A 13,631-nucleotide genomic window follows, 5' to 3' on the forward strand; every position below is an offset into this window, starting at 1 on the left:
CGGGCGGGGGTCGGCGATCTTAGGGTGCGCTTAAGGAAGGGATCGGGAACGGTTAAAGGTAGAGACCAATTTCCCTCGCCGGCGTCGTCGTACGGCTCCTCGATGGCCGTTGCGCTCCGGCTCCCGCCCGTCCAGCTGGATCCAGATCCGCACCTCGGTGCCGCCGAGCATCGAGGACCCGATCCGGACGTCCCCGCCCGTGGACTCCGCGAGCCTGCGCACGATGTCCAGGCCGAGCCCGGTCGACCCGGCGCTGCCGGAGCCGCGCCCGCGGGCCATGGCCGCCTCGGGGTCCCGGATGCCGGAGCCCGCGTCCGAGACGAGCACGATCACCGCGTCCTCGCTGTTGTGCACGTCGACCGCGAAGGCCGTGCCCTCGGGCGTGTGCCGGAACACATTGCCGAGCAGGGCGTCCAGGGCGGCGACCAGGTCGGGCCGAGCGACGGGTATCCGCACCGGTCGCTCCACCCCGGCCACCCGCACCTTGCGGCCCTCGTCCTCGGCCAGCGCGGACCAGAACCGCATCCGCTCACGCACCACCTCGGCCGCGTCACACCCGGCGCCGGGCCCGGCCGCCACGGTCTGCGGCTTGGCCTCGCGCGCGGTCCGGATGATCGTGTCGACCTCCCGCTCCAACTGCGCGACGGCGGTCCGCGTCTGCTCGGCGGCGGGCCCGTCCCCGAGCGAGGCCGCGTTGAGCCGCAGCACGGTGAGGGGTGTGCGGAGACGGTGCGACAAGTCGGCCGCCAACTCCCGCTCGTTCGCCAGCAGTTGTACGACCTGGTCGGCCATGGAGTTGAACGCGACCGCCGCGAGCCGCAGTTCGGTCGGCCCTTCCTCGGGCACCCGCGCCCCCAGCTTCCCCTCCCCCAGTTCGTGCGCGCCCTCGACGAGGCGCTGCGCGGGCTGCACCATCCGTACGCCCAGCCGGTCGGCGACCGCGACGGAACCGACGATCAGCGCGATGCCGACCCCGGCGAGCACCGCCCAGGCCGTACCGACGCCGTTGCTGACCTCCGACTCCGGGACGTACACCTCGACGACGGATATCTCGCCGGAGCTGAGCGCGACCGGCTGGAGCAGGACGGAGCCGCCGGGTACCTCGGTGGTGGAGGCGCGGCCCAGCTTCCGTACGGTCGCGATGTCCTTGCCGGCGGCGCGCTGCCGCCCGATGTCGACGGCGGCCTTCCCCTCCCCGGCCGGTATGTGGACGGCCATCCCGGAGTCCGCGCCTGCGGAGGCGACGACCTTCTCCAGCTGGTCCCGGTCGGTGGTGATGGACAGCGCGGGGGCGACGGCGGCGGCCTCCCGCTCGGCGTTCGAGAAAGCGCGGTCGCGGGCCATCTCCTTGATGACCAGGCCCAGCGGCACGGCGAAGGCGACGACGACCATCGCCGCGATCGCCAGACAGACCCTGACCAGTGCCCACCTCATCGCGGCGACTCCGCTCCCGGTGGCTCCAGCTTCACGCCGACACCCCGCAGGGTGTGCAGATAGCGCGGCTGTGCCGCCGTCTCCCCCAACTTCCGGCGCAGCCACGACAGATGGACGTCGATGGTCTGGTCGTCGCCGTACGACTGCTGCCACACCTCGGCGAGGAGTTCCTTGCGCGGTACGACGACACCGGGCCGCCCCGCCAGGAAGGCGAGGAGGTCGAACTCGCGGCGGGTGAGGTCGAGTCGGACGCCGTCCAGCTCTGCCTGGCGGCGCAGCGGGTCGACGGTCAGGCCACCGACCCGGATGACCGTGGACGGGGGTGCCTCGCCGGTGGTGGCACGGGAGCGTCGTAGGACAGCGGACATGCGGGCGGACAGATGGTCGACCGAGAAGGGCTTGGTGAGGTAGTCGTCCGCGCCCGCGTTCAACAGGCGGACGATCTCCGTCTCGTCGTCCCGAGCGGTGGCGATGATCACAGGGACATCCGTGATCCCGCGCAGCATCTTCAGGGCCTCGGACCCGTCCAGGTCGGGCAGTCCGAGGTCCAGGATGACCACGTCGAAACGGAAATGGGCGACCTCGCGCAGGGCCTCAAGTGCCGTACCGACACTGCGCACCGTGTGCGCGGCATCGGTCAGATGCCGGATGAGGGCCGAGCGTACGAACTGGTCGTCCTCGACCACGAGCACACTTGCCATGCGCCGCACCGTAGCCCATGCGGGCGACCCGCATCCGGGCCTGTGGACAACTCCCGCCTGTGGACAACCGGTGGGAGATCGACGGGACACCTGTGGGGCGCGTGAGGCAGTATGGCGGCGATGCCCACGCTGCCCAGAGGACTCGTCAACGGATTCGTACACGTGCTGGCCTGGTCGCTCGCCACCGGTGCGGCCGTCACGCTGTCCTGGTGGGGCGTCCACTCGGTGATGACGGGCACGGCCTACGACCCGCCGCGCGCCCTGCCCATCACGGCGGCCGGCGCGAGCGCGCAGGCGGCTCAGCCACCGTCCTCGGCACCGGTTCACGCCGAGTCGTCGCCGAGCCCGTCGAGCACCCCGACACCGACCCGCAGCCCCAGCCCGAGCCCCACGAAGACGGCGACCACGAGCCCGTCCCCCGCTGCCTCCACCTCCGGCCAGGTCAAGAGCTACGCCACCGACGGCGGGCGGGTGGTGCTCGAACTCGACGTCTCGCCGGCCTATGTGTCGCTCGTGTCGGCGACGCCGGGTACGGGCTGGTCGATGCAGGTGTGGAAGACGGACTCGTGGCTCCGGGTGGAGTTCACCAAGGGCACGGACAAGGTGTCGGTGATCTGCACGTGGCACGACGGAGCGCCGCGGGTGGACGTGGGCAACTACTAGACCCGGGTGACTACTTAGCGGAACACGGACGGCGGCGGTGCCGGTGAGGCGACCGCCGCGGCGTCCGTCACCGGTACGGCACCGCCGGTGAAGTCGGTGAGTTCCTTGCCGTGTTCGAGCCGGCCGGGGTGCGGGTCGGAGGCGGCGCGCCGGGTCAACTCTGCGAGCGGCAGCGGGTGGTCGGAGGCGACGAGCACCGCGTTGCCGAACCGCTTGCCGCGCAGCACCGTCGGATCGGCGATCAGCGCGCACTCCGCGAACCGGGCGGCCACGGTGGCGATTTGACCGCGCAGGTGCGCGAGCGGCGGCCCGTCGGCGAGGTTGGCGGCGTAGAGCCCACCGGGTCTGAGCGCCCGGCGCACCTCGTCGAGAAATTCGGTGGAGGTCAGATGGGCGGGCGTACGGGCCCCACTGAACACATCCGCTACGACGAGATCGGCCCACCCCTCGGGTACCTTCGCGAGCCCCGCGCGGGCGTCGGTCGACCGCACCCGGATCCGCGCGTTCGGGTCCAACGGCAGCTCACGCCGGACCAGTTGGACGAGCGCCGCGTCGAACTCGACGACCTGCTGGGTGGAACGGGGGCGGGTGGCGGCGACATACCGGGCGAGCGTGAGCGCACCACCGCCGAGATGAACGACCTGGACCGGCTTCCCGGCCGGTGCGGCGAGGTCGATGACGTGCCCGAGGCGGCGCTGGTACTCGAAGGAGAGATACGCCGGGTCGTCGAGATCGACGTACGACTGCGGCGCCCCGTCGATCAGCAGCGTCCAGGCACGCGCGCGGTCCCGGTCGGGTATCAACTCGGCGAGCCCACCGTCGACAGCCTCGACGACGGCCTCGGCGGCGCCGGCACCACCTCGCCGGATGTTCCTGGACTTTCCCATTGGCCCATTATCGACGGACGGGGGCAGTCCGGCGCGGCATCGCGCCCCTAGGGGCGCGAGGAACTGCGCGACCAGCCCCCACCGGCCCGCAGGTTTCATCACGGCTCTCCCAGCGGAGCTACCGGCAGCCGTCCGCCGCCTCGATCAACCTGGCCGCCTCACCCAGCGCCGCGCGTAGCACCTCCGGGTCAGTCGCCAGGTCGGCGTCGCCGGGGGGCAACAGCCAGTCCGAGCCCTCGACGGGCGGCTCGGGGTCGGGGGCGAGGCGCAGACCCCGGCCGTTCGTCTCCGTACACGTGCTGCCCGGCATGTCCCAGGCCGCCGCCGTGCCCGGCGGGACCAGGAAGCCGAGGGTGTCGCCGCCGTCGTCGTGCAGGACGGGACCGACCCCGTCGCACGCGCCGCGCCGCAGGATGTCGACCGCCTCCAGACCCTGCCGCGTCGGCACCGTCACCAGGTCACAGGCCGAGTCCACGAACGGTGGCGCACTGCACTCCGCGCTCGGCATTCGAGGATCGACGCTCTGCCTGGTCTCCATCCCGGTCTCCACCACGGAACCCCTCCTTGGACGAGCGGGTCGGGAGTCGGGTGGCTCCCGGTCCATGGAGTTCAACGCGTTGAAGCGTCAACGGCTACGGCACAAGTCAGCCGCAAAGGATGGCAGTTCATGGCAGATCCCGGATGAGATATCCGGTTTGTAGCCAAACCCTGCGTGGCGGGTCATGCACAGCAGGTACGTTCTTGCCCGCTGGAAACAGGGCGTCACTCAACAAGTCACCCTGAATCCGGCATGGTTCGACGGTTCGCACGAGAGGACCCGACCATGGCGTCGTCAATGGTGACCCCGCCCGAGTTCCCCCAACCACCGAGACCGAATCTCGCCTTCCGGCGGCTGCGCGGACAGCGCTCACCGGCGGAGTTCGCCGCGGCCGTACGCCGGTCCGCGCGGGAGATCGGCGAGCGGGTGAGCTGCGACGCGCGCTACGTCGGCCGGGTCGAGGCCGGTGAGATCCGTTGCCCCAACTACGCGTACGAACGGGTGTTCCTGCACATGTTCCCCGGCCGCACGCTCGCCGACCTCGGCTTCGCGCCCCGCTCGTCCGTACGCGGACGCGGGGCGCGCACCGCCGAGGACACGCCCCCCGCACACCTCACAAGCCCGGCCCACACCACGGATGAGGCGGCCGGGACGGGTGAGACGCAAGGGGTGTACGAGCCGTATGACACGCAGGACCCGTACGACACGCACGAGAACCACGAGAACCACGAGGAGAGCGACGTGCTGCGTCGCGCATTCATGAGGGGCGGCACCGTCACGGTGGCCGCCGGCACGCTGGGCCCCTTGGGGCTCACTTTGGACGCCGTGGCAGCGGAGCGTTCCGTCCGCCGCCCCGGTACGAGCGAGGCGGGCGCCCTCGAAGAGGCCGTCCGCAGAATCCGGCTGCTCGACGACCGGCACGGCGCCGACGGCCTCTACCGGCGCGCGGCGGCCCCGCTGCGCGCCGCCTACGCCCTGCTCGACGCGGGCACCACCCGGCAGTCCGTCGCCGAGAGACTGCACTCCGGGGCCGGTGAACTCGCCATCTCGGTGGGCTGGCTGGCCCACGACTCCGGCCGCTTCGACGACGCCCGCTCGCACTACGCGGAGGCCCTCGCGACGGCCCGGATGACCGGCGACCCGGGCCTTGAGGCACACGCCTTCTGCAATACGGCGTTCCTCGCGCGGGACGCGGGACGGCCACGCGAGGCGGTACGCGCCGCACAGGCCGCGCAACGCGTCGGACGCCCCCTGGGCTCCGCCCGCCTGATGTCGCTGCTCGCGCTGCGCGAGGCGGGCGGCTGGGCGGGCCTCGCCGACCGCACCGGCTGCGAACAGGCACTGGCGCGTGCGCAGGCCCTCTTCGAGCGGGGCCACTCGGACGCCGACCCCGAGTGGATGAGCTTCTACGGAGAGGCCGAGTTGGAGGGGCTGGAGGCACAGTGCTGGTCGACCCTGGGCGACTGGCAGCGGGCCGCACGTCACGCGCGGCGGGCGGCGCATCTTCAGAATCCGCACTTCACGCGGAACATCGCGCTGTACATGGCCGAACTCGCGGACGACCTGGCCCGCGGCGGCCGTCCGGATGAGGCTGCGACAGCGGGTATGCGGGTGCTTGATCTCCTGGACCTGGTGCAGTCGTCGCGGATTCAGACGATGCTGGCCGGGACTGCTCGGGTGCTGTTGCCTCACCGGCGGGCTTCGGGGGTCTCTACGTTTCTGGAGAGGCACTCCAGTCTGCCCCGTACTGCGGCGTAGTTCTTTTGCTGCCGGCCGGTGGGGGCTGGTCGCGCAGTTCCCCGCGCCCCTAAAAACAGGGCGCTTAATGCCTAGGTCGCTAGATGGCCCAGGTCGTTCCAGCTCTCGATTGCCGGGTCTCCGTAGGCCCAGCCCAAGATCGACAGGGATGTCGGGTTGAGCCGTATCCGCGCCGCGAAGTCGATCGGTAGGCCGAGCCAACGCGCGCCGATCGAGCGCAGGATGTGGCCGTGGGCGAAGACCAGGACGTCTCGGTCCTCGGCCCGCGCCCAGGCGACGACCTCGTCCGCGCGGGCGGTCACCTCGGTGAGGGTCTCCCCTTCGGGGACGCCGTCGCGCCAGATCAGCCAGCCAGGGCGTACGTCCTGGATCTCCTCCGGGGTCATGCCCTCGTAGGAGCCGTAGTCCCACTCCATGAGGGTGTCCCAGTCGGTCGCGCGGTCGCCGAAGCCGGCGAGTTCGCAGGTCTCACGCGCGCGTGCCAGCGGGCTGGTGCGCACCTCCACCCCGGGGAGGCCGTCGAAGGGGGCCCGGTGCAGCCGCTCGCCGAGCACCTTGGCGCCGCGCCGGCCCTCTTCGAGGAGCGGGACGTCGGTCCTGCCGGTGTGCTTCCCGGACAGCGACCATTCCGTCTGTCCGTGCCGGGCCAACAGGATGCGCGGTGCCATGAGGGACCTTTCCGGGAGATAACCAGAGGCGGGTCACTCCATCATCGCGCACCCTTGAGAAGGGCAACCCGGGGGGCGATCTCTGCGTCTTTGAGGTCCGGGGGCGCCCGAAACAGGGCGCGCACATACGCCGTAAAGTGTCCCGACCGGGCTACCGGGAAGCCGGACCACCGGGCACCGCACCAGAACAGAAGGGGGAGGGCGATCGGATGCCGCAGACCGAGACACCAGGCATCGAGGCGGACCGGCGAAGCCGGCTGCGCTGGTGGACCGAGCTGCCGCTGATCCTCCTGGTGTACGCCTCGTACTCGGCGGGCCGGCTGCTGGCCAGGGGCGACACGTCGAGTGCCGTGGACCACGGTCTGGCGATCCTGCGCATCGAGAAGTTCCTGCACATCAACGCCGAGCACCCGCTGAACCGCCTGTTCACGCGCGAGTCCTGGCTCGGCGTACCGGCCGACTTCTGGTACGCGTCGCTGCACTACCTGATCACGCCCGCGATCCTGATCTGGCTCTTCAGGTCACGTTCCCAGGTCTACCGCGCGGCCCGCACCTGGCTGATGACGTCCACGTTCATCGGCCTGATCGGCTTCACCCTCCTCCCGACCTGCCCGCCCCGCCTGCTCTCCCCCGGCTACGGCTTCGTGGACACGATGGCCGAATACAGCTCGTACGGATGGTGGGGCGGCGACGCGAGCGCACCGCGCGGCCTGGGCGGCATGACGAACCAGTACGCGGCGATGCCGAGTCTGCACTGCGGCTGGGCGCTGTGGTGCGGGGTGATGCTGTGGCGCTACGGCGGGACGCGGCTGACGAAGGTCGTCGGGGTCGCCTACCCGCTGCTGACGGCGATCGTCGTGATGGGCACCGCGAACCACTATCTCCTCGACGCGGTCGCGGGTGTGGTCGTGATGGGGCTCGGGTTCCTGCTGGCGCCCCAGGTGATGAAGGCCGCGGACCGGATCAGGGCACGGTTCGAGGGGCGCGGATCGCTCGTCGCGGCCCGCTCTCTCGATGCCGCTCGCGACGCCTCCCGTGATGCCTCTCGTGGCTCAGGAACCTCAATTGTCAGTGGCGGATGCCAGACTTCGCCGGGTGAGCGAATTCCACGGCAGCGCGAGTCACAGCTCGGTACCGGAGCCGAGCCGGGTGCCTCCCCCACGGACGCAGGGGACGGCGCTCCGGCACCGGCTCGCTGAGCTGCGCGGCCCTGACGTCCCGGCCAAGGCGCTGGACGCCCGCGCCCTCGCGGCCCTGGCCGCGAACCCGGGCTGCAAGCGACGGGCGATCCTGGACGGCGCGGGGGTGAACAAGGCGGTGCTGGCCGACGCGCTCGGCTCACCGTCGGCCTTCGGGCAGTCCCAGTTCGCCTTCATGCGGGGCAACGCGTTCGAGGCCCGGGTCAAGGCGGACGGCGGCGCGGAGCTGCTGCGCCTGGTGCACGAGAAGCTGGACCCGGGCGCCGAGCCACCGACCCGCGCGCGAGTGCCCGAGCTGGCCGCGATCGGCCCCGAGGGGCGCGCGGCACGTACGGCGCTGGCACTGCGCGAGGCCGGCGAGGCCGCAGCCTGGACCCTGCTCGACCACCCGATGCTCGCCCTGGACGTGGCGGGCTCCCCGGCCTTCCTGGAGCCGGACGCGGTCGTCGTGCACCCGGACGGCAGTTGGACGGTCGTCGAGATCAAGTCCTTCCCGATGCTGGACGGTTCGGCGGACCCGGCGAAGGTCGGCGCGGCGGCCCGCCAGTCGGCGGTGTACGTACTGGCCCTGGAAGAGGTCGCGGCCAAGCTGGATCCCGCTCCCCGGGTCCGCCACCGCATCCTCCTGGTCTGCCCGAAGGACTTCTCCAACCTCCCCACCGCGTCCGCCGTCGACGTCCGCAAGCAACGCGCGGTCACCGGCCGCCAGTTGGCCCGCCTCACCCGCATCGAGGACATCGCCGACACCCTCCCCGAGGGCACCTGCTTCGCCCCCGACCGCCCGGCCGCCGAACTGACCGCCGCGGTCGAGTCGGTCCCCGCGGCCTACGCCCCCGAGTGCCTGGCCGCCTGCGAGTTGGCCTTCCACTGCCGCGACCGCTCCCGCACGTCCGGCGCGGTCACCACCCTCGGCCGCTCCCTGCGCGCCGAACTGGGCGACCTCACCACGGTCGACGAGGTCCTGGCGGCGGCCCACGGCGAGGCCGGAGACCCGGACGACCCGGCGGTGGCGGCGCTGCGGAGGGCGGCGGCCCTGCGCACCGAGGCACTGAGGGACGCGGCCGAGCTACGGGGGCAGGCACTGGAGAGCGCGGCTGAGCTGCGGTTGGAGACGCTGGAGAGCGCGACGGGCGGTGGGACACGATGACCACGATCCTGCGCGCCGCCGTCACCCCGCCCCCGGTCACCCACCCCAAGGGGACCCCGTGTCGCTGATCTCAACTCTCGCCCGTCTGGAAGCCGTTCACACCGGACGCGCCCAGCCCACCGCCACCGTCCGGCACCGGCACCTGTCCGAGCACCCCCTCGTCCTCGTGCCGCTCACCACCGCCGGTGAGGCCGGGGCACCCCTCGGCGCGCTCGTCGGCACGGACCGGGACGCGCCGCGGCTGCTCGTCGTACCGCAGCCGCGCGACCGGGACCTCAGGTTCGCGTTCCTTGCCGAGTTGGCGGACGTGGTCCTGCCGTACATCGACACGTTCGCGGACGACGTCGAGGCCGCCGAGCGCAACGAGACAGATCCGGAGACCGGCAAGCGCGTCAAGGTCGAGGTCGAACTGTGTGCGGACGCCCCGCAGTTGATCGTGCCGAGCCGCGCGGGCATCGAGTTGGTACGGCTGCTGGGCCGTTCGATGCGCTTTCGGCGTACGGCCGAGCAGGACCCGGAGACCCCGCACCCGGCGCCCCCGCGCGTGCCGTTGCTCGGCCGTTGGCTGACCCACTTCGGGGAGCGGGCCCGCGTGCCCGGTTCCTCACTGCTCCTCGCGCTCACCGAGGTGCTCGGCCGGCACTGGGCGACTGGTCAATCCAGCCTGGAGGACCAGCACTTGGCCGCGCTGCTCGCCTGGATCGACCCGCCGGACGGCGTCTCGGGCACCGAGGCCGCGCTCGACGCGGAGCTACGGCGGGACGCGCAGGGCCAGTTGGTGTGCCCGCCGGCCGGCCCGGCCACCGACCCGGCCTTCGACAACAAGCTGCTCGCCCCGGCCATCGAGCGCTACGACCGGGCCCGTACCGCCCTCGCCGCCGCGGAGGACGGCCTGGAGGCCGACGACCGGCTCGGTGAACTCACCGCCGCGGAGCGGGAGATCAGGGTCCTCGTCGAGAGCCGGACCCGCCCCACCTGGGACGCGGTCTGGCACGGTCTCGACCTGTTGCGCGCACTGCCGGAGGGCACGCATGCCACCGACCGGTGGACCCGGGACCGCTGGTCGTTCACCGGCCACCGGGACCGGATCGTCGCCGGTGAGCCCCCGCAGCCGCGCCGTGACGACGCGGTCACCGCGGCCAACAAGCTCGCCACGCGTGAGCGTGAACAGGCCCGGCTGGATGCCCAGGAGGCCCTGGACGACCCGCTGGTGATGGCCGGGCGGCGGCTCGCCGGGGAGGCGTTCGCGGGCGAGGTGACGGATGTCGTCATGGCGTACAGCGAGGGCAAGAGCCCTCGCCCGCGCCCGCTGGTGACTGTGCGCACGGACGACCGGCCGCATCTCGGGGAGCGGGTGAAGGTGTTCCGGTCGCTTGCCGGGAAGCCGCAGTCGGCGGAGTTCGTGGGCCACGAGGAGGACGGTGCCGTCATCGTCCTCCGGGTGGTCGACAAGATGGGCCGCGGCAAGGAGCCGGAGACCGGTTCGCTGCCGGAGAAGGGCGACCGGATCTGCTTCACGCTGTTCGAGCACGAGCAGCGGGGCGGCGCGAAACTGCCCGACCAGGACGAGACACCGTGGACGCACGGCGGCCCGCCGGGCGAGGAGAGCGCCGTACAGGAGTCGGCCGACGCGGTGACCGAGGAGGACGTCCTGTGAGCACCGACACCGTCTTCGACCCCGGCGCCGAGGCCGGCCGCGCCACCGACGCGATCCTCCGCGACACCCTGCACGGCACGGCACGCGGAGTCGTCGTCGACTCCCCGCCGGGTGCCGGCAAGTCCACCCTCGTCGTCCGCGCGGCACTCGAACTGGCCGACGCGGGGCGCCCGTTGATGGTGGTCGCGCAGACCAACGCGCAGGTCGACGACCTCGTCGTACGGCTCGCCGAGAAGAACGGCGAGCTGCCGGTCGGCCGCCTCCACAGCAGTGACGCGGACCCGTACGACAAGGCGCTGGACGACCTGCCGAACGTACGGAAGTCAGCGAAGGCGGGCGAGCTCGCGGGCCTCCCGGTCGTCATCTCGACGGCGGCCAAGTGGGCGCACGTCAAGGTGGACGAGCCGTGGCGGCACGCGATCGTCGACGAGGCGTACCAGATGCGCTCGGACTCGCTGCTGGCCGTGGCCGGGCTGTTCGAGCGGGCGCTGTTCGTGGGCGACCCGGGGCAGTTGGACCCGTTCGCGATCGTCGGCGCGGAACAGTGGGCGGGGCTTTCCTACGACCCCTCGGCCTCGGCGGTGACGACCCTGCTGGCCCACAACCCCGAACTGCCGCAGCACCGCCTGCCGGTGTCGTGGCGGCTCCCGGCGTCGGCGGCCCCCCTGGTCTCGAACGCGTTCTACCCGTACACCCGCTTCCGCAGCGGCACGGGCCACGGCGACCGGCGGCTGGGCTTCGGTGTCCCGTCGGACGGTTCGGCCCCGGACCGGGTGCTCGACGAGGCCGCCGAGTCGGGCTGGGGCCTGCTGGAACTACCGGCCCGCCACACGCCCCGTACGGACCCGGAGGCGGTGCGGGCGGTGGCGACGGTCGTACGACGCCTGCTGGACCGGGGCGGCGCGGCCACGTCGGAGCGCTCGCCCGACCCGACCCCGCTGACCGCCGACCGCATCGCGGTCGGCACCGCACACCGGGACCAGGCGGCGGCGATCCGCGCGGCGCTGGGTGAGTTGGGCGTCCGGGACGTCACCGTGGACACGGCGAACCGGCTCCAGGGCCGGGAGTTCGACGTCACGGTGGTCCTCCACCCCCTCTCCGGCCGCCCCGACGCCACCGCCTTCCACCTGGAGACGGGCCGCCTCTGCGTCCTCGCCTCCCGCCACCGGCACGCCTGCATCGTGGTCTGCCGAGCGGGCGTGACCGAACTCCTGGACGACCACCCGTCGACGGAACCGGTACAGCTGGGGGTGACGGTGAAGTTCCCGGACGGCTGGGAGGCCAACCACGCGGTGCTGGCGCATCTCGCGGAACACCGGGTGACATGGAGACCGTGACCGGCACACCGGTCCGCGCAACCGGGTGCCCCTGCAGTCGCGACACCTGTCCGGCAGGCGATCAGCGCGGCACCGCCCAGCCCGCCGGACGGAGTCCGGCACGCCGCCGGAGGCGGCCGATGGAAACAGCCCGGACGGCTGGGAGGCGAACCACGCGGTGCTGGCACACCTGGCGGAACACCGGGTGACGTGGAGACCGTGACCGGCGGCTTCCCGAGGTCCGATCCGCGGGGGATGAATACAGCGCCGGGCGACTGGGCAGCCAATCACGCGGTGTTGATGTGTCTCGGGGTCCGTGCCTCGGGGGTATGCCGGGGGCCCCTTGCGCGGTCGGGGGACAATGGACGGTGGTCCGCTCGCGAGGCGGGTCGTCCGTGACGTACGAGGAGGAGAAGACATGGCGGAGCACACGCCGCGTCGCAACGAATCGCGGCTACGCCCCGCGCCCCTGCTCTTCGAGCCCGCGCAGGCGGCCGAGGACCCGGAGCACTTCTTCGACCTGGAGTCGTTGGACGACCCCCGCGCGCTGCTGGCCCGCGCGACGGAGCTGACGCACGCGTTCCGCGCCGCGACGGACCGTGCGGTGGAGTTCCAGGCGATTGCGGCGGCGCAGCTCGCCGACCCGCGCCGGTTCGACCGGCTGACACCGGCGGACATCGCCGAGCGGGCCGAGTGGACCGAGGACTACGCGAAGAAGATGGTCGAGTTCGGGCGCGATCTGCTGCGCGGCACCGAAGGCCGGGACAGCGGCGCCGTCGACCCCGTGTGACCCGGGGGACGAAAGAACTTCTGGCATATGCCGATCGGGCAAGATACTCCCTCCCGCCCCCTCCTGTCCCGATTTCCGGCAACCCTCAGAGAGCGAATGCTCACAGCCGGTAGATCTGTGTGCCATGAGCAGCACACAGGATGAGCCCTTCGCCGACCGCTTCGACATCTCGGGCGTCACCTCGGACGGTGCCGCCTGGCTCGCCTCGGCAGGAACGTATCCGCGTAGCACCCTCGCCCTCTGGAAGGAGCGGCCGGACGCCCCGGTCGTCCTGCCCTGCGGCTCCGCCTTCGACGTCGTGAACGCCCCGGCGATCTTCGGCCGCCGTATGGTCGACCGCTTGTGGGAGGAGGGTCCCGGCTCGGGGCCGGTGGCGTCGTATCGAGGGCGGATGCTCCTGTTCGCCACCCCCGGCACGGCTCAGCGGCTGCCCTCGTTGCTGGGCTGGGAGGAGTGGGGCGCGCACCCGGGAGAGCACAGCCGTACGGGGGCCGTCCCGCCGCTGCTGTGCCACGGCAAGGGTGACGCGGTGACCGTCCCGGCCCTGGTCGGCGCGGCAGAACCGGCGCCGTTCGACTCCCGCTGGCTGGTCGCCCCGGACACCCGCCGGCCCTGGCTTCCGGGCGCCGAGATCCTGCTCTGGGCGGCCGTGCGGGCGGCCCGCGCGACCGTGCGGATATCGATTTTTCCTCCCGCCGATCAGGATGCTAAGGTCTACGACGTCAGCAGGCGCCGCTAGCTCAGTTGGTTAGAGCAGCTGACTCTTAATCAGCGGGTCCGGGGTTCGAGTCCCTGGCGGCGCACGCTAGCGATGGCGAGGCATGTTCGCGGAAAGCGCGAACCAGCCTCGCCATCGTTGTTTTTGCGCGGCTT

Annotated in this window: 13 protein-coding genes and 1 tRNA gene; 9 read left to right on the forward strand and 5 right to left on the reverse strand. The window is 72.0% G+C overall.

The genetic code is table 11. The features are described from left to right. Positions 1-30: 30 nt before the first annotated feature. Together AB0I69_RS29730 and AB0I69_RS29735 are read right to left on the reverse strand one after the other, a co-directional pair. Complete coding sequence (locus tag AB0I69_RS29730; RefSeq protein WP_363098789.1) at positions 31-1,434, reverse strand: HAMP domain-containing sensor histidine kinase; 1,404 nt, start codon at positions 1,432-1,434, stop codon at positions 31-33. Then, complete coding sequence (locus AB0I69_RS29735) at positions 1,431-2,135, reverse strand: response regulator transcription factor (protein ID WP_363098790.1); 705 nt, start codon at positions 2,133-2,135, stop codon at positions 1,431-1,433. The genes AB0I69_RS29730 and AB0I69_RS29735 overlap by 4 nt, the downstream gene beginning before the upstream one ends. 120 nt (positions 2,136-2,255) lie before the next feature. Between AB0I69_RS29735 and AB0I69_RS29740 the strand changes: the two genes are divergently transcribed. Next, a complete protein-coding gene (locus tag AB0I69_RS29740) occupies positions 2,256-2,798 on the forward strand; it encodes a hypothetical protein (RefSeq protein WP_363098791.1) in 543 nt (180 codons plus the stop codon). 14 nt (positions 2,799-2,812) lie between these two features. On the opposite strand, the gene AB0I69_RS29745 is transcribed toward AB0I69_RS29740, so the two are convergent. Both AB0I69_RS29745 and AB0I69_RS29750 read right to left on the reverse strand, forming a co-directional pair. Next, the gene (locus tag AB0I69_RS29745) at positions 2,813-3,685 is read right to left on the reverse strand and encodes a fused MFS/spermidine synthase (RefSeq protein ID WP_363098792.1); all 873 of its coding nucleotides are present in this window, start codon (positions 3,683-3,685) and stop codon (positions 2,813-2,815) included. 118 nt (positions 3,686-3,803) lie between these two features. After that, complete coding sequence (locus AB0I69_RS29750) at positions 3,804-4,238, reverse strand: hypothetical protein (RefSeq protein ID WP_363098793.1); 435 nt, start codon at positions 4,236-4,238, stop codon at positions 3,804-3,806. A gap of 270 nt (positions 4,239-4,508) precedes the next feature. On the opposite strand from AB0I69_RS29750, the gene AB0I69_RS29755 reads away from it, so the two are divergent. After that, a complete protein-coding gene (locus AB0I69_RS29755; protein WP_363098794.1) occupies positions 4,509-5,981 on the forward strand; it encodes a hypothetical protein in 1,473 nt (490 codons plus the stop codon). A gap of 71 nt (positions 5,982-6,052) precedes the next feature. Here AB0I69_RS29755 and AB0I69_RS29760 read toward each other — a convergent pair whose 3' ends face one another. Next, positions 6,053-6,649: a histidine phosphatase family protein gene (locus tag AB0I69_RS29760; protein WP_363098795.1), complete on the reverse strand. Its 597-nt coding sequence runs from the start codon at positions 6,647-6,649 to the stop codon at positions 6,053-6,055. A gap of 209 nt (positions 6,650-6,858) precedes the next feature. On the opposite strand from AB0I69_RS29760, the gene AB0I69_RS29765 reads away from it, so the two are divergent. The 7 genes from AB0I69_RS29765 to AB0I69_RS29795 all read left to right on the forward strand — a co-directional run bounded on the left by AB0I69_RS29765 (position 6,859) and on the right by AB0I69_RS29795 (position 13,561). Further along, positions 6,859-7,848: a phosphatase PAP2 family protein gene (locus AB0I69_RS29765; RefSeq protein WP_363098796.1), complete on the forward strand. Its 990-nt coding sequence runs from the start codon at positions 6,859-6,861 to the stop codon at positions 7,846-7,848. Beyond that, entirely contained in the window at positions 7,799-8,995 is a 1,197-nt protein-coding gene (locus tag AB0I69_RS29770) for a hypothetical protein (protein WP_363098926.1), read from the forward strand. Before AB0I69_RS29765 ends, AB0I69_RS29770 begins: the two co-directional genes overlap by 50 nt. A gap of 58 nt (positions 8,996-9,053) precedes the next feature. Beyond that, a complete protein-coding gene (locus tag AB0I69_RS29775; protein ID WP_363098797.1) occupies positions 9,054-10,652 on the forward strand; it encodes a hypothetical protein in 1,599 nt (532 codons plus the stop codon). Continuing rightward, positions 10,649-11,989 (forward strand): AAA domain-containing protein, encoded by a 1,341-nt coding sequence (locus tag AB0I69_RS29780; protein ID WP_363098798.1) that lies wholly within the window; start codon positions 10,649-10,651, stop codon positions 11,987-11,989. The genes AB0I69_RS29775 and AB0I69_RS29780 overlap by 4 nt, the downstream gene beginning before the upstream one ends. Before the next feature lie 397 nt (positions 11,990-12,386). Beyond that, positions 12,387-12,758, forward strand: a complete 372-nt coding sequence (locus AB0I69_RS29785; protein ID WP_363098799.1) for a hypothetical protein — start codon at positions 12,387-12,389, stop codon at positions 12,756-12,758. Between the two features lie 124 nt (positions 12,759-12,882). Next, complete coding sequence (locus AB0I69_RS29790) at positions 12,883-13,497, forward strand: bifunctional DNA primase/polymerase (protein WP_363098800.1); 615 nt, start codon at positions 12,883-12,885, stop codon at positions 13,495-13,497. Next, positions 13,488-13,561: transfer RNA gene (locus AB0I69_RS29795), tRNA-Lys, on the forward strand. Before AB0I69_RS29790 ends, AB0I69_RS29795 begins: the two co-directional genes overlap by 10 nt. The last annotated feature ends 70 nt before the right edge of the window (positions 13,562-13,631 follow it).

Source organism: Streptomyces sp. NPDC050508, assembly GCF_040655155.1.
GTDB lineage: Bacteria > Actinomycetota > Actinomycetes > Streptomycetales > Streptomycetaceae > Streptomyces.

Bases quoted from the DNA above. Each gene is read 5' to 3' on its own strand.
- AB0I69_RS29730 (WP_363098789.1), bottom strand. From the start codon at position 1,434: ATGAGGTGGGCACTGGTCAGGGTCTGTCTGGCGATCGCGGCGATGGTC.
- AB0I69_RS29740 (WP_363098791.1), top strand. From the start codon at position 2,256: ATGCCCACGCTGCCCAGAGGACTCGTCAACGGATTCGTACACGTGCTG.
- AB0I69_RS29785 (WP_363098799.1), top strand. From the start codon at position 12,387: ATGGCGGAGCACACGCCGCGTCGCAACGAATCGCGGCTACGCCCCGCG.
- AB0I69_RS29745 (WP_363098792.1), bottom strand. From the start codon at position 3,685: ATGGGAAAGTCCAGGAACATCCGGCGAGGTGGTGCCGGCGCCGCCGAG.
- AB0I69_RS29735 (WP_363098790.1), bottom strand. From the start codon at position 2,135: ATGGCAAGTGTGCTCGTGGTCGAGGACGACCAGTTCGTACGCTCGGCC.
- AB0I69_RS29760 (WP_363098795.1), bottom strand. From the start codon at position 6,649: ATGGCACCGCGCATCCTGTTGGCCCGGCACGGACAGACGGAATGGTCG.
- AB0I69_RS29765 (WP_363098796.1), top strand. From the start codon at position 6,859: ATGCCGCAGACCGAGACACCAGGCATCGAGGCGGACCGGCGAAGCCGG.
- AB0I69_RS29790 (WP_363098800.1), top strand. From the start codon at position 12,883: ATGAGCAGCACACAGGATGAGCCCTTCGCCGACCGCTTCGACATCTCG.
- AB0I69_RS29755 (WP_363098794.1), top strand. From the start codon at position 4,509: ATGGCGTCGTCAATGGTGACCCCGCCCGAGTTCCCCCAACCACCGAGA.